The organism is Rhodococcus sp. NPDC127593 (assembly GCF_042671975.1).
Lineage (GTDB): Bacteria > Actinomycetota > Actinomycetes > Mycobacteriales > Mycobacteriaceae > Rhodococcus_F.
In genome coordinates this window covers 26,433-50,324 of the sequence record NZ_JBHXWI010000037.1, presented here as the reverse complement: position 1 = coordinate 50,324, position 23,892 = coordinate 26,433, and the positions used below count along the sequence as shown (strand labels likewise).

Sequence of the window (23,892 nt, the reverse complement as noted above, 5' to 3'; positions counted from 1 at the left end):
GTCTCCTTACGAGTAGGCCGGCGGTGGCACGTAGCCGTCCACCTCGCGGCCCAGCAGCGCCGCGAACTCGATCGTGGTGAGATCACCCCCGGCAGGGCCCATGACCTGTAGCCCGACCGGCAGTCCGGTCCGCCCCCGGCGCACCGGGATCGTGGTGGCCGGACCACCCGAGATGTTCGCGAGGGCGCTCCACTTGACCTGGTCCCAGTAGGGGCGCTTTCGCCGTCGACGTCGATCGAGCGACCGAACTTGTCGATCAGCTTGCCGTGATGGGGAGGCGCGACGGTGGGGGCGACGGGCATCAGCACGACGTCGAAGTCCTTGAAAAACTCGATCCATCGCAGCCGGATCGCGTGGCGGGCGGTGTCGGCCTGCATCCAGCTGTAGTGCGACTGGAAGGTGCCCTTCAGGGCGTGTCCGGCGTCGCCCCGGGGGTGCTGCAGCAGGCGGCCGAGAAGTGCGGCGTTCGAGGCCGGTGTCAGTCCGGAGCGGTCGTAGCTGAACGCGCCGTACACGAGCGGCCGGAACGCTTTGTGGGAGGTGGCGATGTCGACGGGCAGGCTCGCGGGATGCTCGACCACGGTGGCGCCGGCCGCCTCGAGCACCGTGCGGGCGTCGTCCATCGCGGTCGCGATGTCGCTCTCGACCGGGCACGCCGGGTCGTCGATCCAGACCGCGACGCGGAAGTCCTCGAGTTTCGTCGCGCGCGGCGGCCGAAGCGTGTAGCTGAAGCCCCCGTCGGGATCCAGGGGGCCCACGGTCGCCTGCAGGATCGGCACCAGATCGCGCGGATCGCGCACCTGTGCGCCCGCGCACGCCATATCCATGTCGAGCCAACGCCCGTCACCGGGACCGCCGGGCACGTGCCCCGCCAGCGGGATGGAGTGCCATGTCGACTTGTGCCCGTACAGGCCCGTGAAATGTGACGGGATCCGCGTCGAGCCACCGATCTCCGAGCCGAAGTCGAAGCTCGTCAGACCGGCTGCCGTCGCGACCGCGCCACCGCCTGCAGAGCCGCCGGACGTGCGCGAGGTGTCCCACGGGTTCGAGGTCGGGCCGAAGACGGGATTGTCGGCCTGCACGTCCTGATTGCCGGCCGGCATGTTGGTCTTGCCCATGATCACCGCCCCAGCCGCGCGGAGCCTGGTGACCGCCTCGGCGTCCTGCTCCGGCACGTTGTCCACGAGATCCGGTCGTCCGCAGGTCGTCCGCATCCCCTTCGTCTCGAAGCTGTCCTTCAGGGTGATCGGCAGGCCGTGCAGCAGTCCGAGCTTCTCGCCCGCGGCGCGCTTGGAATCCGCGGCGGCGGCCTCCGCGCGCGCCCGGTCGGGATCGAGGGTCACGACCGCGTTCAGCCGGCGATTGTGAGTAGCGATCCGCTCGAGATACAGGTCGACGAGCTCCACGCTCGACACCTCGCCGGAGGCCACGGCTCGGGCCTGCTCATGGGCCGGCGAGAAAGCGATCTCACTCATTCGTTCTCCATTTTTCAAGTGAACACTTGAAAAAACGATAGCACAATCGGCGCGGCGGGCGTACAGATTCGAGCGGAGCGGGGACTGGGGGCTGACTGGGCTGCTGGGGCTGACGGTTTGTCGCTCGGCGACTCCACGGGGCTTCGCAGAACGAGACCGGGCCGCACAGCGCGGATGGCCTTTCGCGCTGTCTGAGCGTGACATGAGCGGCAAGTTGCCCCTTAGCGGTACGCTTCCATTATGGAACGTACCAGCTTCCGGGACATGGACTGCCCGATTGCGCTCTCACTCGAGCGGGTGGGGGATTGGTGGAGCATTCTCATCCTGCGCGACGCCACGCACGGCATCACCCGTTTCGACCAGTTCCAAAAGAGCCTGGGGATTTCGACGAACTCGTTGTCTCGTCGGCTCGGGGTTCTCGTCGACGCAGGCCTGCTGGAGCGTCGTCGCTACAGCGAACGCCCACCGCGGCACGAGTACGTCCTGACCGAATCCGGACGGGCCTTTCGGCCCGTGTTGATCGCGCTCTACGCCTGGGGCAACGAGAACTTCCCGCCCGAAGCACCCAATGTCCGTCTAGTGCACAAGGATTCGGGTGTAGATGTCGATCCACTGCTGATCGACCGCTCTACGGGTGATCCACTCGATGAGGAGCACACGAGCTTCCAGCCCGGACCGTCCGCCGACGATCGGTTGCGCGCAGTGCTCGCTCGGCGGAACGGGGTCACCGCCTGAACTCGGACGCGTGACGTTACTGCCTGTTCCGGCAGTCGGGTGCGGGATAGCCAGACCGCACGTTGTGGATAGACCCGGATGGCCGCCGGGCAAGCGGCCAGAGCGCACGCAGTCCAAAGCTTTCCGGCAGCGGGTTCCGGCTCCGGGAGACGGTCGTGTGCATGGGGCCGTATCTGTTGACGGAACGGCGGGTGGCCCCGTACCGGTGGGCCACCCGCCGTCCGCTGTCGCCCTCAGGCGTTGACGTCCACCACCGTTCGCCCACGGACGGTTCCGGCGAGGACCTGTTGCGCCACCGCCGCGGCCTGGTCGAGCGGGACCGTGGATGTCATCTTCTCGAGCAGTGCGTCGTCGAGATGCTTGTCCAGAAGATTCCACGCCTCCTCTCGGCTGCTGACGGGGGCATTGACGGAGTCGATCCCGACGAGGGTTACGGCGCGCAGGATGAACGGCGCGACGGAGCCGGGGAGGTCGAGTCCCTGAGCGAGCCCGCAGTTCGCCACCGTTCCTCCATAACGGATCTGCGACAGGACATTCACCAGGGTGTGGCTTCCTACGGTGTCCACTGCCGCTGCCCACCGCTCGGCGCCGAGTGCGGCCTCGGCAGGTTCCGCCAACGCCGAGCGCGAGATGATCTCCCCGGCTCCCAGGGCGCGCAGGTATGCCTCCTCGTTCGGTCGCCCGGTCGAGGCATGCACCTCGTGCCCGAGCGCGGCCAGCAGGGCGATCGCCACCGAGCCGACACCGCCGGCGGCACCCGTCACCAGCACCGGACCTTGACTCGGAGTGACGCCGCGGCGCTGGAGCGCGACGACACTGAGAGCAGCCGTGTACCCGGCCGTCCCGATCGCCATGGCCTGCCAGGTGGTGAACCGTGCAGGGATCCTGGTCAACCAGCTCGACGGCACTCTCGCACGTGTGGCGAACCCGCCGTTGTGGTCGACCGCCAGACCCCAGCCGTTCACCGCGACGGTGTCGCCCGGCGCGAAGCCCGACTCCGTGGGGGCGTCCACGACCGTGCCGGCCAGGTCGATTCCGGCGACGACCGGGAACCGCTGAACGACCGGCACGATGCCCGTCACGCCGAGGCCGTCTTTGAAGTTCACTGCCGAGTAGTCGACCGCGATGGTCACGTCGCCCTCGCCGATGTCATCGTCTGGAATCTCGGTCAGTTCTGCGCGCTGCCCGGATTCGTCCTTCACGATCTGTACTGCTCTCATACAGAAGTCCTTTCACATAGTTGTCACACATTGATGGGATGGGTTCGCCCGGCGTCAGGCCAGACAGAAGCCGGCGTCGACCTTCATCTCGAGTCCGGTCACGTACCGCGCCTCGTCCGATGCGAGGAACAGCACCGCGTTCGCGACATCCTCGGCATCGACCCAGGGCGTCGGCATGGGGTTGAGGGTGGCGAACACCTCCGCGGCCTGCTCGCGGGTCGGGTCTTCGACGTCTGGGACGAAAAGCTGATGCACGGCGGTGTTCTGCACCATGAGCGTGTCTGCGATGCTGGGGTTGACGGTGTTGACCCGGATCTTCTCGGCGGCGAGCTCGAGAGCCATCGCCCGCATCAGCCCGATCACGCCCGTCTTCGCGGCGACGTAGTGCGGCAGATTGGGCATGGCGCGGATACCGAGTGCAGAGCTGCTCAGAATGATCACCCCACCGGCGCCGCCCGCTCGGATGTGCGGGATCGCGGCCTTGGCTGCGTGGTAGACCCCAGTGAGGTTCACATCGATCATGTCCTGCCAGCTTTGCTCCGCCAGGGCCTCGGTGGGCGCCGCCGAGAGGATGCCGGCGTTCGCCACGGCGATGTCGAGGCGCCCGAACTCGGCGACACCAGCGGCCACCGCCGCCTCCAGCGCGGCGAGGTCGCGCACATCGGCCCGGCTTGCCACGATCCGTCGACCCAGGCCCTCGACCAGGCGCACCGTCTCCTTGAGATCGGTGTCGGTCGCCAGCGCGTAGGGTACCGAATCGATTCCCTCACACAGGTCTACGGCGATGATGTCGGCCCCCTCCGACGCCAGCCGCACGGCGTGCGCGCGACCCTGTCCACGAGCTGCGCCCGTGATGAATGCAACCTTGCCTTCGACACGTCCGGTCATGATTGTTTCCTCAGTTCTTGTTGTTGAAGCCGGCGTCGACGGACAAGGTCGTGCCGGTGATGTAGCGGCCGTCGTCGGATACCAGGTAGAGGACGGCGTTGCTGACGTCCTGGCAGGGGAGCAGGTCGATCGGCATGGGGTTGGTGATGTCGGGTGCGAGATGTGGGTTCGCTTCGACGAAGCCGATCATCGAGGTGGCGGTGATCATCGGCGTTTCCACGCCCGAAGGGTTCACCGTGTTAACCCGAATCGAGTGCGCCGCAAGGTTGTTAGCGTATGAGCGCATCAGCCCGACCAGGCCGTGCTTGGAGGCGACATAGCCGAGCGCGGCTCGGGAAGGGCCGAGAATGCCGCGCAGGCCGGCGGTGGAGCTGGTCAGCACGATGGCTCCCCCCTGGCCCCGCTCGACCATGGAGGGCACGACAGCCTCCAGCGTGTTGAAGACGCCCGTGAGGTTGATGTCGATCGTGTCTTGCCAGGCCTCGTGAGCCTCATCGACGGCGAAGAGGGCGACGCCGGCGTTCGCGATGACGATGTCAATGGGACCGATCTCCGCTACGCCCTCGCGGATTGCCTGCGCGAGTTGGTCCTCGTCACGCACGTCAGCTTCGACGCTGACGCAACGCCTGCCAAGGGCCTCGACTGATTTGCGGGTGTCCGCGAGGTCGTTCGACGACGCGAGCTGATAGCGAGCCGACGCGAGCGGTTTGCACATGTCCAGGGCGATAATGTCCGCCCCCTGCTCGGCGAGCAGCAGTGCGTGGCTGCGGCCCTGACCGCGGGCGGCGCCGGTGATGAAGGCGACTTTCCCTTCGACTCGTCCCATTTGCAGTTCTCCTTGTGGTTGGGACGACACGGCACGGCTACTTTGACAAGTTCCGTGGGGTTTCGTCCTTCAGGTGAGCGGACCCGGGAATCGGGCCATCTCGGGTCTGTCATGCGTTAGTTGATCGAGGCAGCTGGAGGCGCCGAGAATGTATCCCGCAGTCGTTCCAGGACACTGGCGTCCTCGATCGTCGGCGGCACGCGCACGGGCCCGCCGTTTGCCAGGTCGCGCAGCGTCCGGCGCAGGATCTTCCCGGACCGGGTCTTGGGAAGTTGGTCGACCACCAGTGCGGTGCGGAACGCGGCCACGGCTCCGATCCGGCTGCGGACCATGTCGACAAGCTCGTTCTCGACGGTTCCGGGGTCGCGGTTCACCGCGGTCTTGAGCACGACCAGACCTACCGGTGACTCACCTTTCAGTGAGTCGGTGACTCCTATCACCGCGCATTCGGCCACATCGGGATGGGCGGCGAGGACCTCCTCCATAGCGCCGGTCGAAAGCCGATGCCCCGCAACGTTGATGATGTCGTCGGTGCGACCCAGGACCCACACGTCGCCGTCCTCGTCGAGATGCCCGGCATCGCCCGTGCGGTACCAACCGGGAAACTCGTCGAGGTACGAGGCGCGGTATCCGTCGTCGTCGCCCCACAGGGTCGGGGCGCACCCCGGTGGCAGCGGTAGCCGCAGCGCGAGGTTGCCGGTCTCACCGGGCGACAGGGGGACTCCGTCGTCGTCGAGTGCCCGGATCTCGAAACCCGGACTCGGCCGACCTCCTGAACCGGGCTTGAACGGCGTCAGCTCACCGCCGCGGAAGCGTGCGGTAATCGGCCAGCCTGTTTCGGTCTGCCACCAGTTGTCGATGACTGGCCGGTCGATCCGGGACTGCAGCCATGTTGCGGTCGGTGGGTCGCACCGCTCGCCGGCCAGAAAGACCGCATGAAGGGACGAGATGTCGTACCGGCTCAGCAGCTCGAGCTCGGGGTCCTGCCGCCTGATCGCGCGGATCGCGGTGGGTGCGGTGAACAGGACGTTTACCTGGTGCCGGGTGATCACGTTCCAGAATGCGCCGGCATCGGGGGTGCCGACCGGTTTGCCTTCGTACATGACCGTCGTCAGACCCGCCAGGAGAGGCGCGTAGACGATGTAGGAGTGGCCGACCACCCAGCCGACATCCGATGCCGCCCAGAAGACGTCACCGGCCTGTAACCCGAAGATCGTCGGGATGGAGGCGGCGAGCGCCACAGCGTGGCCGCCGTTGTCCCTGACGACGCCCTTCGGCCGCCCCGTTGTCCCCGACGTGTGCAGGATGTACAGCGGGTCCGTGGCCGCCAAAGACACCGGAGGGTGCGGGCGTGCCGCTGCCTCTGCCGCCAACAGGTCGTGGTCGCGGCTGGGGTCGAGTTCGGCGATGGCCTGAGGACGTTGCAGCACGAAACAGGCCTCGGGACGGTGGCGCGCCTGAGACAGTGCGGTATCGAGGACGGGCTTGTAGGCGACCACCCGGCCCGGTTCCAAGCCGCACGACGCGGCAATGATCGCCCGCGGTGTGGTGGCATCGATCCGGGCGGCGAGCTCGGAGGCGGCGAAGCCGCCGAACACGACCGAGTGGACTGCCCCCAGCCTGGCGCACGCCAGCATGGCGATCGCCGCCTCGGGCACCATCGGCATGTAGATGACGACGCGATCGCCGCGGCCGACGCCTACGGCTGCCAGCGCGCCGGCGACTTTCGCGACACGGTCGCGCAGCTCACGGTAGGTGTAGCTGGCACTCTCGCCGGTCATCGCGCTGTCCCAGACCAGCGCGAGCCGGTCGCCGGCGCCCGCCTCCACGTGACGATCGAGACAGTTGTGGCTCGTGTTCAACCGGCCACCGGGGAACCACCGGCCGTAGGGACCGGTGTCCGCGTCGAATACCGCGGTCCATGGGGTGTCCCACTCGAGGCGGGTTCCCTGCTCGCCCCAGTAACCCACCGGATCTTCACGCCAACTCTCATACAGGTTGTCGTAGCTCGTCATCGAGTCGCCGCTGTGTCCTGGACGTGAAGAAAACGGGTGACCTGCGCCGCGACCTCGCCGGGGTGCTGCTGGTGCGGTGCGTGCCCGGCCTGGGGGTAGACCGCCAGCTGCGCGTCGGGCAGCTCCCGGTAGAGCAGCCACTGATTCTTGACCGGGAAGAAGTGGTCGTCGTCCCCGGAGACGATGAGCGTCGGCTGGCGCAGCGCGCCGAGCCGGGCGTAGTGGTCGGTCTTGCCGCCCATGAAGTCCATGATCAGTCCGGCCATCGCCTGGATGGTTGCCGGTGCGACGAGAGGTTCGCGGTCGGTCCTGAGGGCGTGGCGGTCGATATAGGCCTGAGTTTCGGTATCGCGACCGTCGGCGAAGAACAGGTAACGGATGTCTTCGAACGAATACTCGGGTTTGAGGGCGATGTCGAAGACAATGTCGGTGTGCGGGTCGGTCTCTGGGTTGCCGCCCGGGCCGGTGCCGACGAGGACGACGCTGCGTACCAGGGTTGGTTCCCGCATCGCGAGGGCCTGCGCAACGAAGCCACCCATGGAGAATCCGAGCACGTCCACGACGTCGTGGCCCAGTGCCCTCACGAAAGATGCCGCGTTCTCGGCCTTCTCGTCCACACTCGTGGCCGGGGACCCGGTGGACGAACCCACCGCCGCATCACTGAACAGGATGACGTGCCGGTGCTCGGCGACGGCGTCGACGAACGCCGGATCCCAGTCGTCGAGGGTTCCCCGGAAGCGGTGCAGGAAGACCAACGGGGTCGTGCCCCTGTGCTGGACTTGTCCCACCTCCCGATAGGCGTAGCGGACGCCGGCGACCTCGACGTATTGGGTTTCGACCTGGGCCGAAAGATAGTGTTGGACAGCATGTTCGCTGACAGAAGAACTCATGTTGCACCTCATCAATTGACAGGGAGTAGTGGACCCGGATGGCGGCAGTCGCCGCCCTGCCCGGCGGCCGGTCAGGGGCGATCAGCGCGGTGATCCGCGCCTGCCGCTCGGGGCCTCAAATGTAACCCATGTCACTTCCATCATGCAAGTAACGACGTATCTCGATATTCGCGCGCGCAATTCCGTCCTTCTCGGCTCACTTCTGACGACGGATTGACATGTGGCCGCGCGCGAGAGGATGAGCAATTATGATGCTACTCAATTGACCACACTCGGAAAAGCGAGTGACAGCTCAGGAAACGGGCATGCCGGAACGAAGTGCAGGGGCGAAGCTATCGAATGCGGCGCTGCGGGTGGTGCCTTGTTCGCCTACCTGGAACCGCGGTTCGCGGCAGGACATTCCTCCGAGGTGATCCTCAGGAACTGTGCGACCAGTTGCTCGCCGCTGCGGCGTTCGAAGGCGGCATGACCGGTAATGGCAGCGAACAACGTCGCGGCCAAGCCGTACACGTCCGCGGCGGCGGCCGCGGGTTCGCCGCGGACGACCTCGGGGGCGGTGAACGCGGGTGAACCCGTGACGATGCCCGCGGTCGTCTCGAAGCCACCGGCGATGTGCGCGATGCCGAAATCGGCGAGTGCCGGATCGCCGTAGTCGGTGAGCAAGATGTTGCCGGGCTTGACGTCGCGGTGAAAGATGCCGATCCGGTGCGCGGACTCCAGGGCGCCTGCCATCTTCACCCCGAGCCGAAGGGCGTCCTGCAGGGGGAGCGGGCCGTGGCGGCGAATGTATGTGTCGAGGGAGTCCTGGGGGTGGTACGGCATCACGATGTAGGGCCGGCCGTTGTCGGTGGCGCCGACATGGAGGACGTTCACGATGTGGGGGTGCCCGGTCAGCCGGCCCGCAGCACGCTGTTCGCGGAAGAACCGTGCGCGGTTCTTCTCGTCGAGGTCGGCAGTGAGGATCTTGACCGCCACGATGCGGTCGAGTGACGTCTGCATGCAGCGGTACACGACGCCGAAACCGCCGCGGCCGATCTCCTGGGCGTCCTCGACCCCGACCGCCGCCAGCTCCGCCGCGACCGAACCGGGCTCGTCGCGCTGAGTCGCGAATGGATCGACATCGGACATCGATTCATCCCGTCGGCGGGTGCGGTCGATATTGCCACATAGCTCACCTCTCGATGATCGCGAACTCGCGTGTGCCCATCCCGTCAAACGGCAAATCTCCGTCTACCGAACCGCGCACCACATCAGGGAGCGACAGTTGTTCACAACAACTCGATCTCCCAGGGGGGACGCACCCCTGGGCGGGGTGCGCAAGGAACGCGACCGTGGCGCCGGCCACGTCAACCGGACGATTGCCTGACCGGTGATGCTGCCGCTGAACGATCTGACGTCGACGGACTCGGTGATCGTGCAGGCCGTGCTTCAGGAGCACATCGGTGTGGCCGTTTCTCTTGTTCCAGCCGTGCCGATACCCCAAATACCGTGGGCGTCAAGGACGACAGCTTGGTTACGGCGAATTTGAAGAAACGCGCCTCTGCCAGGCAAGCGCAATTGGAACTCCGACGGTTTCGAGCACGATTGCTGCCACGGTAACGGGGTGCGGTCGCCCGCGCTGTTGCCACGACCTCAGGCGAGCCAGACCGCCGATGAACACTGTCGAGAGTGCAAAGGTCAAAGCTGGCGATCGCTCGACGTGCGCGAGCTGAGACCAGATGACAGGCCCCACCGCAAACTTGTACACATTGGCATATCGAAGAGCGCTGTCCACCGTCGGTATCACAGCTGGCGATCCGCCCGGCACGCCCTGAGGGCCGCGCACGACCTCCCCTGCCGCGCTAGCCATTGGTACTGCAGCCAGTACCGCGAGGGTCCACTGCAATCTTCGCCGACTGGGACTACCAGCTTGTCGGGATGCGAACCGCGCCTGGTCGTCTTTCATCCGAATGTCCTTCCGTTGACAGATGGTGTTCATCGGGCAGACCGTCGGCCGGGCCGGGCACGCCGAGTACTTTCGATGGTGCGCGATGGCAGCGCGTTCGTGGCAGCCGGTTGCAGGTGTAGCGCCCGAAGATCTCCGGTCAGGTCCGCCTTGACCTGTCGTAAGAAATCGTCGGGCAGCGCCTCGCGTGCTATGGCCCGGTCCTGGCGGCTACAGCAGCGGGCACGAGTGGGTTCTGTCGCCGCAACGCCTCGACCTCCCACTCGAGATCCGGAACTGTTTGTGATGCAATGCGCTTCGTCCAGAGCTGGGCTATTGGCGAATTCAGGATCCACTTTGCCCAGTTGGCCATGCCGATCGCGCCCGGGGCGTATACGCGAGCGCCGGTGTTCGAGTGCCAGGAGCCTGTGGGGCACAGGTCGGCCGCGACGCGAGCCACCCTTACTCGATTGCCGCGTGCTGCCCCGGTGACAGCCACTCCTCTACCCGCAAAGCTCCGATGCATTGTCCGACGGTAACTTCGTTATAGGAGAAATGCAAGAGTTCCCGGCGATGACGTCGTCGACCGCCTGTGGGGAGTCCGCGCCCATTAGGCGCAGCGCGGCGGTTCCGGGGCGTTTGCCGGCTCGGTGGCGCGACCATGAGGCTCACTGGCGCCGAAACCGGTCGACGCCCAGCTGGTCCCCCTACGAGGGATGCAGGCACTGCTCGGGTTCACCTCCGAGCCCGCTGGCTGAGCTACGCCCGCGACAGCGTGGCGCGCCTGTTTCGCTACCTGCCTGAACAGTCCGGTTGAACAAGCGCGTGCGGGAATCTCTCGATGCTGTTTGGGTCGGTGGTCCGGCCGGCTCTTGTCGGCCAACGTCGACCGATGCCGGTGTCAGTGGTCGATTCCGCGCCGGTCGAGTGCCGTCGATCGAAGCAGTCGGTGCGGCGCTCGGATCTAGCAGGTTGGGACGAATGCGGTTACTGCGCTTCGTATTCCTGCTACATCTGGGTCTGCGTCGCCTGGAGTGCACACTGGGCGGTCTTCCGGTCGGGTTCGCATTGACCGGCGCCCAAGCCGACGAATGTCGGACTCTGCTCGAAATCTTCAGCGCCGACGCCGGGCTCGTCGACAGCCGTCTAGAGCGTGTCTGCTATTTGCGGATGCGGTGATGAATGACGAAAGCAGCGAGGAGTACGCCACCGAGGTAGGTGGTGGCGTACTTGTCGTAGCGAGTGGCGATGCCACGCCACTGCTTGAGACGCCCGAAACCACGCTCGACGGTGTTGCGTTCGCGGTAGCGGTCCTTGTCGAATGCCGGCGGTCGACCCCCGTCCGATCCTTTCGCCTTGCGACGTCGGATCTGGTCGCGGCGTTCGGGGATGGTGTGCGAGATTCTGCGTTCCCGCAGGTTCTTTCGGGTGCTCGGGTGCGAGTACGCCTTGTCGGCCAGCAGGCGGAACGCTGCGGTGTCGTGGGCGTGGTGCGCGTCGAGCAGCGGCGCCAGGTAGGGGTTATCGCCTGCCTGTCCCGGCGAGAGCAGCAGCGTCAGCGGGCAGCAGAAGGTGTCGGTGAGGGCGTGGATCTTGGTGCTCAGCCCTCCGCGGGAGCGACCGAGTGCGTGGTCGGCGGGTTCGTTGGCCAGATTCTTGTCATTCGACCGAGCCCCCTGTGTGTGCATCGGTCAGGGCGCCGGCCGAATGCTGGTGGGCGCGGACAATCGTCGAGTCGATCGACAGTAGACGTTCGAGTTGTGCGTCGTGTTCGGGGGCTTCCGCCCGCACGGCGGCGAACATCCGGATGTAGGTGCCGTCGTCGGACCAGCGGCGATGCCGTTCCCAGATCGACTGCCACGGGCCGAAGTATTCGGGCAGATCGCGCCACGGTGATCCGGTTCGGAACCGCCAGGCGATTCCTTCCAGGGTCAACCGGTGGTCGTTCCACGGACGTCCCCTCCGGCCCGCCGATGCGGGTAGGACGGGCTCGATCACAGCCCACAGGTCATCGGGGATCTCGTAGGCGCGCAACACATACCCAGCATCACGCATCAATCCCCGAACATTAAGCAGACACGCTCTAGTACTACAGTCGCGTTTATTTTGATCTTGTCGGTGTGTCGGCGCAGGTTCCGGGAGTCGCAGGATGCATGGTCCGTGTGTGGGCGATGATGTGTGCGTGGCTGAGGTGCGGGTGTGGGCGGAGGGGCTGGCGGAGATCGATGCCTTGATCGGGCATCGTTTCGCCAGGTCCGAGCCCCGCAAGCATGCGGTGGAATACGTGCAGGGGTTGCTCTCGGGCGAGGAGCGGAAGAATTCGTGGACCCTGTCCGAACGCGCGGGTGACCGGTTGCCGGACGGGATGCAGCGACTGCTCTCGACGGCGGACTGGGATCCCGACGCGGTCCGCGACGACGTACGCGATTACGCGGTCGAGCACCTCGCGGATCCGTCCGGTGTGTTGATTCTCGACGAGACCGGGTTCTTGAAGAAGGGCACCCGCTCGCCGGGGTGGCCCGCCAGTACTCGGGGACCGCGGGCCGGGTCGAGAACTGCCAGATCGGGGTGTTCTTGACCTATGCCACCCCGGCGGGTCGAACGCTGATCGACCGAGAGTTGTACCTGCCCACAGCCTGGACCGCCCCGAGCGTAAGTTCGCGACCAAACCCGAGCTGGCGATCGCGATGCTCGAACGCGCCGTCGCCGCCGGTGTGCCGGCACGATGGGTCACCGGAGATGCCGTATACGGGCAGGTGCACCGGCTCCGTGCCCGTTGCGAGGAACTCGGATTGTCCTACGTGCTAGCTACTTCGGTGAACCAACACGTCATTACCGTCGACGGCGCCGAGCTCCGTGCCGACGAGGCGATCGCGGCGTTGCCTGCCCAGGCGTGGCGGACCCGCTCGGCCGGTGACGGCGCGAAAGGCGAGCGACTCTACGACTGGGCGCGCACACCGGTGCGCGGGGTGAACTGGCCGACGACGGTGTACTGGCTCCTGGCCCGTCGCAGTCGCACCGACCCGGAGGATCTGGCGTACTACCTGTGCCACTGCCCGGCGCGCACCACCTTGACCGAATTGGTCACCGTCGCCGGAACACGTTGGGCGATAGAGGAAACCTTCCAGACTGCGAAGGGCCAGACGGGCCTCGACCACTACCAGGTTCGGCAGTACACGGGCTGGTACCGGCACATCACCCTCTCGATGCTCGCGCACACGTTCCTCACCGTCACCCGGTCAAAAAGGGGGCCCGAGAACCCGCGACGACAGTGAGTTGATCGCACTGAGCGTGCCCGAGATCCGACGGTTGCTCTGCCACCTGATCTGGACGTATCTACCCGATCCCCGCCACGTCCTCGCACGCTCCCAGTGGCGCCGCCGCCATCAACACCGAGCCCGACAATGCCACTACCGAGCCCGAGGGCACCTGCCCTAAACGCGACTGTGGTACTAGGCCGTGTTTCAAAAGTGCTTCAGCTGTGTGTTTTTGATCAAGCGGGGTGTGTCGCTGCCGTTGAATGAGCGAGGTCTCCGGTATCTGTGTTCAGCGACCAAGCAAAAACCTGAATATCGGAGACCTCGTGCCCAGCGTAGCGGTGCCGGGGCGGGCTGACCTGACCGACGAGCAAGGTTGGTTCCGCCGCTGCCTCGGGGCAAGAAGGCGGGCCGCCCGCCGAAATGCACGAAACGGCAGCTCATCGACGGGATCCGGTGGCGGATCCGGACGGGGACACCGTGGCGGGACGTGCCAGCCCGGTACGGGCCGTGGCAGACGGTCTATGGGTTGTTCCGACGCTGGCAGCGGGCGGGGGTATGGGCGCAGATCCTGACCGCGTTGCAGGCACTCGCCGACGACGCGGGTGCGATCGTGTGGGACGTCAGTGTCGACTCGACCACCGCGCGGGCCCACCAGCATGCGGCCGGCGCCCTCCGCGACGGCAATCAGCAGCGCGAACCGCCCGGCGGGGTCGAGACCGAGCCCGCCGACCACGCGTTGGGGCGCTCTCGCGGCGGGTGGACCACCAAGACACATCTCGCCTGTGAGCAGGGCCGCAAACCCTTGTCGATCGTGGTCACCGCCGGTCAGCGCGGCGACAGTCGGCAGTTCACCGCTGTCCTCGATGGCATCAGCGTGCCCCGACCCGGTCGCCGCCGGCCCAGGACCCAACCGAACCGAGTGCTGGCAGACAAGGCCTACAGCAGCGCCGCGAACCGCGCCTACCTCCGCAACCGCGGAATCCGCGTCACCATCCCGATCACGACCGACCAGGCGGCTCACCGGAAGCGGAAAGGATCGTCCGGCGGCCGGCCACCGGCGTTCGACGCCGAGCACTACAAACAGCGGCACGCCGTCGAGTGCGGCATCAACCAACTCAAGCAAAACCGAGCGGTGGCAACCAGATACGACAAACTCGTCTTCCGCTACACCGCCACCGTCCGGATCGCCGCCATCAATCACTGGCTTCGGGCAGCCAACTTTTGAAACACGGCCTAGGTCAGAAACCATGGCAGGGGTTGTCATATGTGACGCAGTCCACTAGTTTGCGATAACGAGGTTCTATAACAAAGTTCTACTGGTTTCGCACCGGTTCCTTTCCGAGTGCAGTTTTCTTGTGAACGTAGTGAGTAAGGAGGCGCCACCGTCATGTCGGAGCTGCATCGTGCGGGGTCCCGCATCCAGACCGAGGCAGTCGGCGGCGGGGTGGTGGTCGCGCGTTTCACCGGCGATAGTCTGGGCCTGTTCGGTCGTGCGGACGCTCCGGAATTCTTCGACCTCGTCGATCGAGCGGACCGCGATCCCGACGTTCGCGCGGTGGTGTTCTCCGGGGCGCATCCGGACCGATTCATCAGCCATGCCGACCTGCGATGGCTGCAGGAAGACGGTTCGGTCATTCCCCCGGTGGGGCGCGGGGTCACCAGCGTGGTGGCGAGGGTCGCCCACCTGTTCGGTCGGACCAAATTCACCCGATGGCTGGCAAGTAAGACGCCGATGACCGGCGCGGTTCAGCTCGACCTCATGCATGAAACGTTGCTCCGAATGAGCACTAGTTCCACGATCTTTGTTGCGGCCCTCAACGGGTCGGCACTGGGTGTGGGCGCCGAGATCTCCTGGGCCTGCGACCTACGGTTGATGGCCGAAGGTGACTACTTCATCGGTCATCTCGAGGTGCTGCTCGGGTTTGCGCCCGGCGCCGGCGGCACTCAGCGCCTGCCTCGGCTCATCGGATCACACCGTGCGCTGGTAGCAATCCTGGAAGGAAAGCCCTTCCCCGCCGAGCAAGCACTGGCAATCGGGGCGATCGATGAGATCGTTCCCGCCGATCGGCTTATTTCACGGGCCGTCGAACGTGCCACCCATCTTGCGGCGCGGCCGACCGAGGCGATTGCCGCCGTCAAGCGCGCGGTCAATGTGGGTGGATCGTTGTCGATGGCCGAGGGTCTGCACCTCGAACGAACCGAATTCCTGGCTTCGCTGCCGCAGCGGCAGGCGCAGGAGATCATGTTGCACTACCTGCGCGACACCGCCGCGACCGGCGAGTTGCCGCTGTACCAGCCCGGCGGGTACGCCGCGGCCCTCCGGCACGGAAACGCCGCGTTCGACACCACAACCAAGAAGTGAAGAAATGACACGAAAAGCAACAAGTAATTTCAGCCGCCGTACTGTGGAATTCAGGTCCGGCGACTCCTTTTGCTCGGCCTGGCTGTATCTGCCGGGCCCTGCTTCCGAAGCGCCGGTGCCCGTGGTCGTGATGGGGCACGGTTTGGGCGCCACTCGGGAGATGGGGCTGGCGCCCTACGCGGAGCGATTCGCTGCGGCCGGCCTTGCCGTGCTGGTGTTCACTTACCGCTATCTGGGCGATAGCGGCGGCGCGCCGCGCCAGGTGCTGTCGATGGCCAAGCAGCTGGCCGACTGGGACGCCGCGCTCGAGTACGCGGCCGGGCTCCCGGAAGTCGACCGAGACCGGGTCGCGGTGTGGGGAAGCTCCCTCGGCGGGGGACATGCGATTTCCGTCGCCGCCCGGCATCCAGAACTTCGTGCCGCGGTCGCCCAGTGCCCCTTCACCGATGGGCTGGCCTCGGCGGGCGGGCTGGGGCTGCGCGAGACGCTGGTGCTGCTCGGTTACGTAGCTCGCGATTTCCTGGCAGCGGCAACGGGGAAGGATCCGGTCACCGTTCCTGTCGCGGCGCGACCGGGCCAATTGGCGCTGATGAACGCACCGGATGCGCTGCCAGGAATGCAGGCGCTGCTACCTGCCGGCTACCAGTGGGTCAACCACGCTGCGGCCCGCAGCGTGACGAGCCTGATCCGGTACCGGCCCGGCCGATCGGCCAAACGCATTGCCGCGCCGATCCTGATCTGTATCAGCGCAACCGATTCGGTCGCCCCACCCGAACAGACGGAACGCTACGCGCGGCAGGCGCCGCACGGCGATGTTCGGCTCTATGACGCCGGACATTTCGACTTCTATCTCGGGGCGGCGTTCGAGCAACTGGTCACCGACCAAACCGAGTTCTTGGTCAGCCACCTGAAACCCGCGCGGGTCGCAGGGAAGGCGCGATAGCCGATGTCGAATGCGGCACTGCGAATGCTGCTGTGGTTCCTCGGGCAGTGCATAGCGCGCGGATCCCGATTCATGCCATCGGTGCGGTCGCAGATCACCCGCACGTTGACCTTCGAATTGTCCGCCGGAGACCGAGTCGCTCGCCATTGGGTTTTCGACGGGCAGTTACGGCGCGCCACAACGCATTCCGGTCATGCTGCCGCCCCGGATTGCGCGGTGCACATCGGCTCGAGTTGGCAAGCGCTGAGAACGCTCAGCTCCACGCGAACGGTCGACAAGGTTGTTCGGGGCCTCCACGACGGCACAGTCGAGCTTCAGGGCAGCGCGTTCGTGCTGCTGTGGTTCTACGGCTTGACCCGAAAGTTCGTCAAGCTCGGCCGCGCGAGCGGACCCCGATACCGCATACCTGATCCGTACATCGATCACAATGACGCCGCCTGCGGGGCCGAGACGATCGTCATCGAGCCCGCGGTCGTGCGCCTGGATCCTGCATGCACGGCAGCCTGGAAAGCACGGTCCACATTGTCGATGATCCGCGCTGCCACGGACGAACCCATGCTGGAGCCGTGATATGACCTTTTCGACCGAGTCACACGTGCGCGACACGATGTCGATGACTACGACCACCTCGGACACGGGCCTCAACGACCGTTCGCTGGGCTGGCTCAGATTTATGTGGGACAAGGCCACCACTGATGACGATTGGTCCGACCAGGGCGAGCCACTTCCTTGGTGGGACCGATACAGCGAGCCGCCGATGTGTGCGTTCCCGCGCTTCGACCTCGCCGAGATGGGGTACGTGCTGCCCATGATGCTGGAAGCGACTCCGGCGTGGCGGGAGGGCTACACCCGCATCCTCGACGAGCTGGCCCGGCGCTATGTCACATTCTGGGGCGGCATCGACTGGAACACCCTGATCGGTCCCGACCCGAACGTCGACAAATATCCCCCCGAATGGCTGATGGTTGCCCCCGAGCACCTTCGTGGACGGTACTCGCTACCGGGCTGGACCGGAAACGGTATCGAGCCGTGGGGTCTGCAGCCGGACCCGGTCGGCTGCGACGGCAATCTGTTCTACCGGGGGTGGCTGAATCTCCTATTGGGCATGCGCCATTACGTGTCGGGCCAGCCGACCCACACCACGCCGTTCGAGGTTTCCGGATACCAGAACCGCCGGTTCACCTGGACACATCAGCGGATGGCCCAATTCATCTCCGATCAGCTGACCGCGCGACCGCAGGGCGCACACTGCGAGAACACCAAGATCTGGCCGTTCTGCATGAGCGCCGCCGGTCTCGGTCTCAAGATCTACGACTCGCTCCTGCACACGTCGCTCAACGAGCCGTTCATCGATTGGATCGCGTTCGCCAAGAAGCACTACATGGGACGTGACCGGCAAGGCCGCATCGATTGGGTCGCGTTCTACTACGATCCCATCGAGAACGCGACAATGACGTTCCCCGGACCGGTGAACGCCTACAGTGCGCTCTGCCTCCTGCACTACATCTACCCGCAGGACCCCCAACTCGGCATCGACCTGTATGAATCCGCGATGGGGCAGCTGGGCTGGAGCAAACCCAAGGTGCCGGTCGTCCAGTTGGCAGACGACCCGCAGATGCTGTCCATTGCCCTGTGGATGGCCCGCGAACTCGGTGACACCACCACCTGGGAACGTCTCCGTGCCGTATCCGAGAGTCAGTTCGAACCACGGTATTTCGGCGAAGACGACAGCCGCTTCGCGTTCTGGCTCGGCGAGGGCGGGAAATGGCCGCGCGGCCAGATCAATGCGACCATGCTGATGATCGAATGCGCAGAACCCGGCGCCTGGTCCCGGGTTTTCAACTCCACGAACACCGCCATATTTGACGAGCCGACAGTGCGCGACGTCGATTACCCGCTGATTGGTATACGACGCACACACAACGACACGAAGAGCAGGGTGCTGGAGATCGACACGTTCGCTGCTACCCCGTCGCGCCGCGGAACACCGACCTCGTTGACGGTCGACAACTTGCCGCACGACGCGACGATCTTGCTGGAGATCGACAACCGGGCCTCGGACTCCTGGTGTCGATCAGCACCCGGTGCAGTGGCGATAGACCTCGATATCGATTCCCACAGAATCCGTCTGACCTACCCATCACGCCGGTTCCTCACAGACGACACGAAAGGCACTCCATGAGCACCTACGCCGAATCGGCACGCCGACTGTCCGAACTCCTCGGCCTCACCGAGGCACCTGTCGCGGTGAGCTTCGATGAATCCACAGCTGCGGACCTCACCGAGCAGGTCCCAGCGCAACCGGCCGGATGCTGTTTCTGGGCACCGGCGGAGCAGCAACGGGTCGACACCGTCGCGGCCGATCACGCACACTGCAGCGTGGGCAGCTACACGCATGGATTGATTCCGCTCGAACAGGCCGCCGCGGGCGCGGACACCGCCGCTCTCGTCGGCAGCGGCTGGGTCGGAGAGGCCGATCTGATGGCCGCCGCCACCCTGTCCTTCCGGCCCTCCACGATCAGTTACCAACCCCTGGCCGGGGCGGAGAACGCTGACGTGATCCTGGCCAAACTTTCGCCGACCGCATTGATGACTCTGCTCGGCGCGGCCCCCGATCTCACCCTAGCCCGGAAGCCGCAATGTGTGATCGTCCCCCTCGCCCACGCCGGGCAGGTCGCCGTGAGCCCGGGGTGCGCGGTCAGCCGAACCCGGACCAGCCTGCCGCAAGATGAGCTGACGTGTGCGATTCCGGCCCGTGATCTCGAATCGGTCATCGACCGCCTGGAAGTCTCCACCGCCGCGGATCGCACCGTCAGTGAATTCGCGGCGGCGGATATGACCCAGAACTTCAGCACGGTCTGATCGCCGTCCGGTCAGTAAGTCTCGGATACCGAAAGGTTCGACGATGGTGGATTCCGCTGACGAGATCTTCTCGCCTGCGCCCCAGTCGTGAGTCGCCGGCCTATTGGCCGAATACGTTGTCGCGGTGAGTTATCGTCATCGGGTTCCGTGATCGGTCACTTCTTCGAGCGGTTCGGCCGCCACCCCTGGCGAGGAGATCGGTCGGACCACGGCTGGTTTCACACGGCGATCTCGGCCGGGCAGACGAGAACGGCAACTCCTTCATCGTCGACCCCAGGAAGGACATGTTCATTCGCGGCTACATCATGTAGCCCCGAGAAATCGAAGAGATGCTCTACGAGCACTCCGATTTCGCCGAGTCGGCGGTCGTTGGTGTGGCCCATCCCGACCTCGGCGAGGACGTCGGTGCCGCCGTCGCCCTCAAACCTGGCGCCGTGGCCACCGCTGAAGAATTGCGCGACTTCGTCAAAGGAACGTCTTGCCGGCTACACACACCCGCGCAATTTCACATCGTCGACGCACTGTCGAAGGTCCCACCGGGAAAATCCTCAAGGGGCCCACCGGGAGAATCCTCAAGCACGAGATCGCCCTAGAAAGGAAGCTATCCATGCCGCTGTATCAATGCCTGGTCCCAGCTGGATCGCTCGACACCGACCACCGTGCCAGGCTGGCCGAAGCAATCACAACCGTGCACACCGAGGTCACTGGCGCGCCCCGCGGATTCGTCAACGTGGTGTTCACCGAGTACGAGCCGTCCTTGTTCTTCACTGCCGGTAGGCCCAACACCGTGTCGGTGATCAGTGGAAACATCCGGGTCGGCCGAGATCGGCGGTCGCGAGCCGAACTACTGACCCGGCTGTCCGATTCGTGGATCGCGATTACGGGTCAAGACGCCCGGAGTCTGCTGCTCGGACTCAACGAGATGGATCCCACATCCATTATGGAAGCCGGACTGATCATGCCCCCTCCCGGTGAAGAAGCGGAATGGCTCGAGCGTCACAAGCAGGAACTCGGAGATTTGTTGTCGAGCAAGTAACTGCCCCACGAACTTCGATATCGAGTTATAAGACTAGGAGTAAACGTGAGTAACAATAGTGTGTTCCGTCGTCGGCATGACCGCACGCGCATAACCTGCCCGAACTGACCCTCGGGAACATCTAGCCATCAGCCAAGAAGCCCGGCACCGAGGCGGCTCGCCGGCCGCGGCTGCCATCCGCTTCGATCAGGTGAAGAAAGCGCATGTCGGCCACGTACTCGGCGAATCCAGGTGCGGACAGGAAGCATCCGATGTCGCGGAATGTCATGGCCGGCCCGGGCTCGAACGGAATGTGTGCCGCGAACGCTGCGGCACGTGCCATAAAGAATTTTCGCCGCCCGGCACTCGGCGCGGTCCGACTAACGAAGGAGAGCATATGACGAAGACCCAGCAGGTTCGGCTCGCGAGGCGGCCGTCCGGACTGCCTGACGCGGACACTTGGCGCGTCGCGACCGAGGAACTTCCCGCCATCTCGGCCGGCGAGTTTCTGGTGAAGGTCGACCTCGTATCGATAGACCCGGCGATGCGTGGCTGGCTCGATGATGTCCGATCATACCTACCTCCGGTTGGTATCGATGAGGTCATGCGATCGTTGGATATTGCCACCGTCGTTGACTCGACCCATCCTGGTTTCTCGGTGGGGGACACAGTCAGCGGTTTGTTCGGCGTGACCGAATACGCGATCAGCGACGGCAGCGGCGTCCACAAAGTCGATGTCGGCATAGCACCGGCCGCGACGTGGCTGGGCGCCCTCGGAATGCCGGGCATGACAGCGTATTTTGGTTTGCTCGACGTCGGCAGACTGCGGGCCGGTGAGACCGTGGTGATCTCGGCAGCCGCCGGAGCGGTCGGCGGCGTCGCCGGTCAGATCGCAAAAGCCATGGGGGCGGAGGTCATCGGAATTGCGGGTGGTCCGGAGAAATGCCGCATGCTGACCGAAGAACTCGGCTTCGACGCTGCGATCGACTATCGCGGCGAGGATGTGCTGGGACGGCTTCGCGATCTGGCGCCGAAAGGGATCGATGTGTACTTCGACAATGTCGGCGGGGATATCCTGGATGCCGCGCTGGGCAACTTGCGGCGGGGCGCCAGGGTTGTCATCTCCGGTGCGATTGCGTCGTACAACGCAGCGGAATTGCCACCCGGCCCCACGCGCTACATGTCTTTGTTGATCTTCCGGGCGTCCATGTCGGGGTTCGTCGTATTCGACTACGCCGACCGCTATGGCGAGGCCGTCGCGAGGATCGCGGAATGGTTGACCGATGGCACGATCAAGTCACGAGAACATGTAGTCGAAGGCGGTGTCGCGCGGTTCGGCGAAACATTGAACATGCTGTTCACGGGTGCGAACACCGGGAAGCTCGTGCTGGCGATCTGAGGTTACTAGGACGGTCGCGGATCGGCCTGCGCGCCACGAATCAATTTCCGACTTCGGTCAGGCGATACTAGCGCCGACAAGTGTCTGGGCCGACGTTGTCGGCGCTAAACTCCAGTCGCTTGTCGAGGCACGTGAACCCGTAGCATCGTGAACACAGGTTCCGCGGGTCGTTTCTGCTGCAACTGCTCGCGCAATTCGGGGCGGGTGCCGCACAGTCCCAGCCGAGCGCGGACGACTCGGCCGCCCGGCGGCGCCATCTTCCCTGGTGATCGTCGATGATAACCACTGGAGAGTCCACCACGGAAGGTGCGGTGCCGCATGAGCACGAACGACTCGCCGCCATACGGGGGTAGCGGCGGCGAATGGCAGCGGATGGCAGATTCTGCCGAGAGACTGATTCTGGGTGGTCCACGTAAGTACACCCCTGACGAGGTCGCGACCCTTGCGAGAATGGACCGCGGACGTGCCGAGCAGCTCTGGCGCGCAATGGGCTTTGCTACTGTGCCCGACGACGTACCGGCCTTCACGGATGCCGACGTCGAGGCGCTTCGTGGGTCGGTGAATGGCGTGACGTCGCAGGCGCTGACGACGAGGCAATCGTCGCTATGACCCGGGCGATTACTCAGTCGTTCGCCGTATTGGCGACGTGGGAAGGTCAATTGGCCGTGGACTACTCCCTCAATCATATGACGGAATCCGGTTCCGCCTCGGCCTTGCTGACGTTCTCTGAGCAGATCTTACCCTTGCTGGAGCGAACCCACGCCTACCTCTGGCGCAGGCAGGTCGCAGCGTATATCGATCGACGCTTGGCGATCGCGTTGGAACCGGATTCGTATACATCCGGCGCAGCGGTCGGTTTCGCGGATATCGCGGGATACACGACGCTGACCAGCGGTGCGACCGAGCACGAAATACGGCGGTTGCTCGACGCATTTGAGTCCACGGCTGCCGACGCGGTCGGCGGGAGGGGCGGTCGGGTTGTGAAAATGATCGGCGACGCGACGTTGTTTACCGCCGAACGACCGACGAGGGCCGCAGACATTGCGCTCGACCTGAATGCAGCATGGCCTGATTCTCAGCCGCCGCTGCGAATCGGGCTCGCCGCTGGACCTGTGGTCATTTGGCTAGGGGATGTGTTCGGTTCCACGGCAAACGTCCCGAGCAGGTTGACGTCGATCAGTCCGCCTGGAGGGGTACTGGTCGACCGCAATATGGCGGAGGCGCTGTTCGACAACGGCAACTACCGGCTAGAGCAACAGAGTCCGGTCGCGGGTACGTGGTTACGATCACCTTGAATCCTGGAGTCTGGAACGGAGGTGATGAGGAGGTGATCGCTGCAGCCGTCGGGTGGAGGTCCTCAAGCGTTGGGTAGCCAGTTCTCAGTGTTGCGCTCCGACTCTGGTGGAGGGCGATTGAGACGCGGCAGGGCCCGGAAGCCAGTCAGTACGCGATCAAGCGAGTCACCGACCAGTTGGGTGTGCATCCTGAAGCGCTGCGCACTTGCCCTGAACGCGCCTCGAGGTCGAAACTGGTGCGCAACAATGGACCGTGGCGTGGCATCGACGACCTCGAGGTCGTCGTGGCCCGAGTACATCGACTGGTATCGACCGGTACAACCAGCGCCGGCTTCACGGTGAGATCGGCACGGTCCCGCCCGCCGAGCCCGAACGATCGTACCGACAAGCACATTACGCTCGAAACCAACGAATTGAATCTCCACTGAAGTGGGGCCCGATACACGCAGGTGGAGATCAGGCAAGTTGGGTTCATATCCGGAGAGGGCGGGTCAGCGTCGCCGCTTCCGCGACCAATTCAGTGTCGTGCGGTCGGCGGCGACAGCGTGCCGACCGAGCACGTTCTGGACGGCCGCCGAGACGATAACTTACTCTGGCCACAGATAATTCGAGGAGATTCGGATATGCCGGTATTTGGTGGCCTATCGCGCTGCCGGTAGAGCCGTACCAGGTTTGGCGAGCATGTAACGCCGGGATTGGAGTCAGCAGACAGAATCTGCGCGATATCTGGCTGGTGGGGGAGTGGGAGCGGCGCGAGTGTGACGAGGGTTGCTATGCAGCGGA

General features: G+C 65.0%; 19 protein-coding genes and 4 pseudogenes. 13 read left to right on the top strand and 10 right to left on the bottom strand.

The window, feature by feature from the left end:
- Positions 1-6: 6 nt before the first annotated feature.
- Positions 7-1,475, bottom strand: a pseudogene (locus ACFVJ3_RS30505) (amidase).
- 240 nt (positions 1,476-1,715) lie between these two features.
- Here ACFVJ3_RS30505 and ACFVJ3_RS30500 point away from each other — a divergent pair.
- The gene (locus ACFVJ3_RS30500; RefSeq protein WP_378455617.1) at positions 1,716-2,210 is read left to right on the top strand and encodes a winged helix-turn-helix transcriptional regulator; all 495 of its coding nucleotides are present in this window, start codon (positions 1,716-1,718) and stop codon (positions 2,208-2,210) included.
- Positions 2,211-2,443: 233 nt separating this feature from the next.
- On the opposite strand, the gene ACFVJ3_RS30495 is transcribed toward ACFVJ3_RS30500, so the two are convergent.
- From ACFVJ3_RS30495 to ACFVJ3_RS30460, 8 genes and pseudogenes are all read right to left on the bottom strand, one after another.
- Positions 2,444-3,430: an MDR family oxidoreductase gene (locus ACFVJ3_RS30495; protein WP_378455616.1), complete on the bottom strand. Its 987-nt coding sequence runs from the start codon at positions 3,428-3,430 to the stop codon at positions 2,444-2,446.
- Between the two features lie 54 nt (positions 3,431-3,484).
- Positions 3,485-4,318, bottom strand: a complete 834-nt coding sequence (locus tag ACFVJ3_RS30490; protein ID WP_378455615.1) for a mycofactocin-coupled SDR family oxidoreductase — start codon at positions 4,316-4,318, stop codon at positions 3,485-3,487.
- Between the two features lie 10 nt (positions 4,319-4,328).
- Complete coding sequence (locus ACFVJ3_RS30485) at positions 4,329-5,144, bottom strand: mycofactocin-coupled SDR family oxidoreductase (protein WP_378455614.1); 816 nt, start codon at positions 5,142-5,144, stop codon at positions 4,329-4,331.
- Positions 5,145-5,260: 116 nt separating this feature from the next.
- Positions 5,261-7,159: an AMP-binding protein gene (locus ACFVJ3_RS30480; RefSeq protein WP_378455613.1), complete on the bottom strand. Its 1,899-nt coding sequence runs from the start codon at positions 7,157-7,159 to the stop codon at positions 5,261-5,263.
- Complete coding sequence (locus ACFVJ3_RS30475; RefSeq protein ID WP_378455612.1) at positions 7,156-8,049, bottom strand: alpha/beta fold hydrolase; 894 nt, start codon at positions 8,047-8,049, stop codon at positions 7,156-7,158. The genes ACFVJ3_RS30480 and ACFVJ3_RS30475 overlap by 4 nt, the downstream gene beginning before the upstream one ends.
- Before the next feature lie 393 nt (positions 8,050-8,442).
- Positions 8,443-9,177, bottom strand: a pseudogene (locus ACFVJ3_RS30470) (serine/threonine-protein kinase); the annotation flags it as partial.
- A 385-nt stretch (positions 9,178-9,562) separates the two neighbouring features.
- Positions 9,563-9,994 (bottom strand): DUF4345 domain-containing protein, encoded by a 432-nt coding sequence (locus ACFVJ3_RS30465; protein ID WP_378455611.1) that lies wholly within the window; start codon positions 9,992-9,994, stop codon positions 9,563-9,565.
- Positions 9,995-11,133: 1,139 nt separating this feature from the next.
- Positions 11,134-12,010: pseudogene (locus tag ACFVJ3_RS30460) on the bottom strand (IS5 family transposase).
- Positions 12,011-12,122: 112 nt separating this feature from the next.
- Between ACFVJ3_RS30460 and ACFVJ3_RS30455 the strand changes: the two are divergent.
- From ACFVJ3_RS30455 to ACFVJ3_RS30415, 9 genes and pseudogenes are all read left to right on the top strand, one after another.
- Positions 12,123-13,248, top strand: a pseudogene (locus tag ACFVJ3_RS30455) (IS701 family transposase).
- A gap of 358 nt (positions 13,249-13,606) precedes the next feature.
- Complete coding sequence (locus ACFVJ3_RS30450; protein ID WP_378455610.1) at positions 13,607-14,458, top strand: IS5 family transposase; 852 nt, start codon at positions 13,607-13,609, stop codon at positions 14,456-14,458.
- A 162-nt stretch (positions 14,459-14,620) separates the two neighbouring features.
- Complete coding sequence (locus ACFVJ3_RS30445; RefSeq protein ID WP_378455609.1) at positions 14,621-15,595, top strand: enoyl-CoA hydratase/isomerase family protein; 975 nt, start codon at positions 14,621-14,623, stop codon at positions 15,593-15,595.
- A 4-nt stretch (positions 15,596-15,599) separates the two neighbouring features.
- The gene (locus ACFVJ3_RS30440) at positions 15,600-16,538 is read left to right on the top strand and encodes an alpha/beta hydrolase (protein WP_378455608.1); all 939 of its coding nucleotides are present in this window, start codon (positions 15,600-15,602) and stop codon (positions 16,536-16,538) included.
- Positions 16,539-16,541: 3 nt separating this feature from the next.
- Entirely contained in the window at positions 16,542-17,108 is a 567-nt protein-coding gene (locus tag ACFVJ3_RS30435) for a hypothetical protein (protein ID WP_378455607.1), read from the top strand.
- A 1-nt stretch (position 17,109) separates the two neighbouring features.
- Complete coding sequence (locus ACFVJ3_RS30430; protein WP_378455606.1) at positions 17,110-18,720, top strand: hypothetical protein; 1,611 nt, start codon at positions 17,110-17,112, stop codon at positions 18,718-18,720.
- Positions 18,717-19,400 (top strand): DUF169 domain-containing protein, encoded by a 684-nt coding sequence (locus ACFVJ3_RS30425; RefSeq protein WP_378455605.1) that lies wholly within the window; start codon positions 18,717-18,719, stop codon positions 19,398-19,400. Before ACFVJ3_RS30430 ends, ACFVJ3_RS30425 begins: the two co-directional genes overlap by 4 nt.
- A 329-nt stretch (positions 19,401-19,729) precedes the next feature.
- Entirely contained in the window at positions 19,730-19,993 is a 264-nt protein-coding gene (locus tag ACFVJ3_RS30420; protein WP_378455604.1) for a hypothetical protein, read from the top strand.
- Positions 19,994-20,007: 14 nt separating this feature from the next.
- Positions 20,008-20,436 (top strand): tautomerase family protein, encoded by a 429-nt coding sequence (locus ACFVJ3_RS30415; protein ID WP_378455603.1) that lies wholly within the window; start codon positions 20,008-20,010, stop codon positions 20,434-20,436.
- 121 nt (positions 20,437-20,557) lie between these two features.
- On the opposite strand, the gene ACFVJ3_RS30410 is transcribed toward ACFVJ3_RS30415, so the two are convergent.
- The gene (locus ACFVJ3_RS30410) at positions 20,558-20,758 is read right to left on the bottom strand and encodes a hypothetical protein (RefSeq protein WP_378455602.1); all 201 of its coding nucleotides are present in this window, start codon (positions 20,756-20,758) and stop codon (positions 20,558-20,560) included.
- Positions 20,759-20,812: 54 nt separating this feature from the next.
- Between ACFVJ3_RS30410 and ACFVJ3_RS30405 the strand changes: the two genes are divergently transcribed.
- From ACFVJ3_RS30405 to ACFVJ3_RS30395, 3 genes are all read left to right on the top strand, one after another.
- Positions 20,813-21,814, top strand: coding sequence for an NADP-dependent oxidoreductase (locus ACFVJ3_RS30405; protein ID WP_378455601.1), 1,002 nt, complete (start codon positions 20,813-20,815; stop codon positions 21,812-21,814).
- A 318-nt stretch (positions 21,815-22,132) separates the two neighbouring features.
- Positions 22,133-22,423 (top strand): hypothetical protein, encoded by a 291-nt coding sequence (locus tag ACFVJ3_RS30400; RefSeq protein WP_378455600.1) that lies wholly within the window; start codon positions 22,133-22,135, stop codon positions 22,421-22,423.
- Positions 22,420-23,109, top strand: a complete 690-nt coding sequence (locus ACFVJ3_RS30395) for an adenylate/guanylate cyclase domain-containing protein (RefSeq protein ID WP_378455599.1) — start codon at positions 22,420-22,422, stop codon at positions 23,107-23,109. Before ACFVJ3_RS30400 ends, ACFVJ3_RS30395 begins: the two co-directional genes overlap by 4 nt.
- Positions 23,110-23,892: the final 783 nt, after the last annotated feature.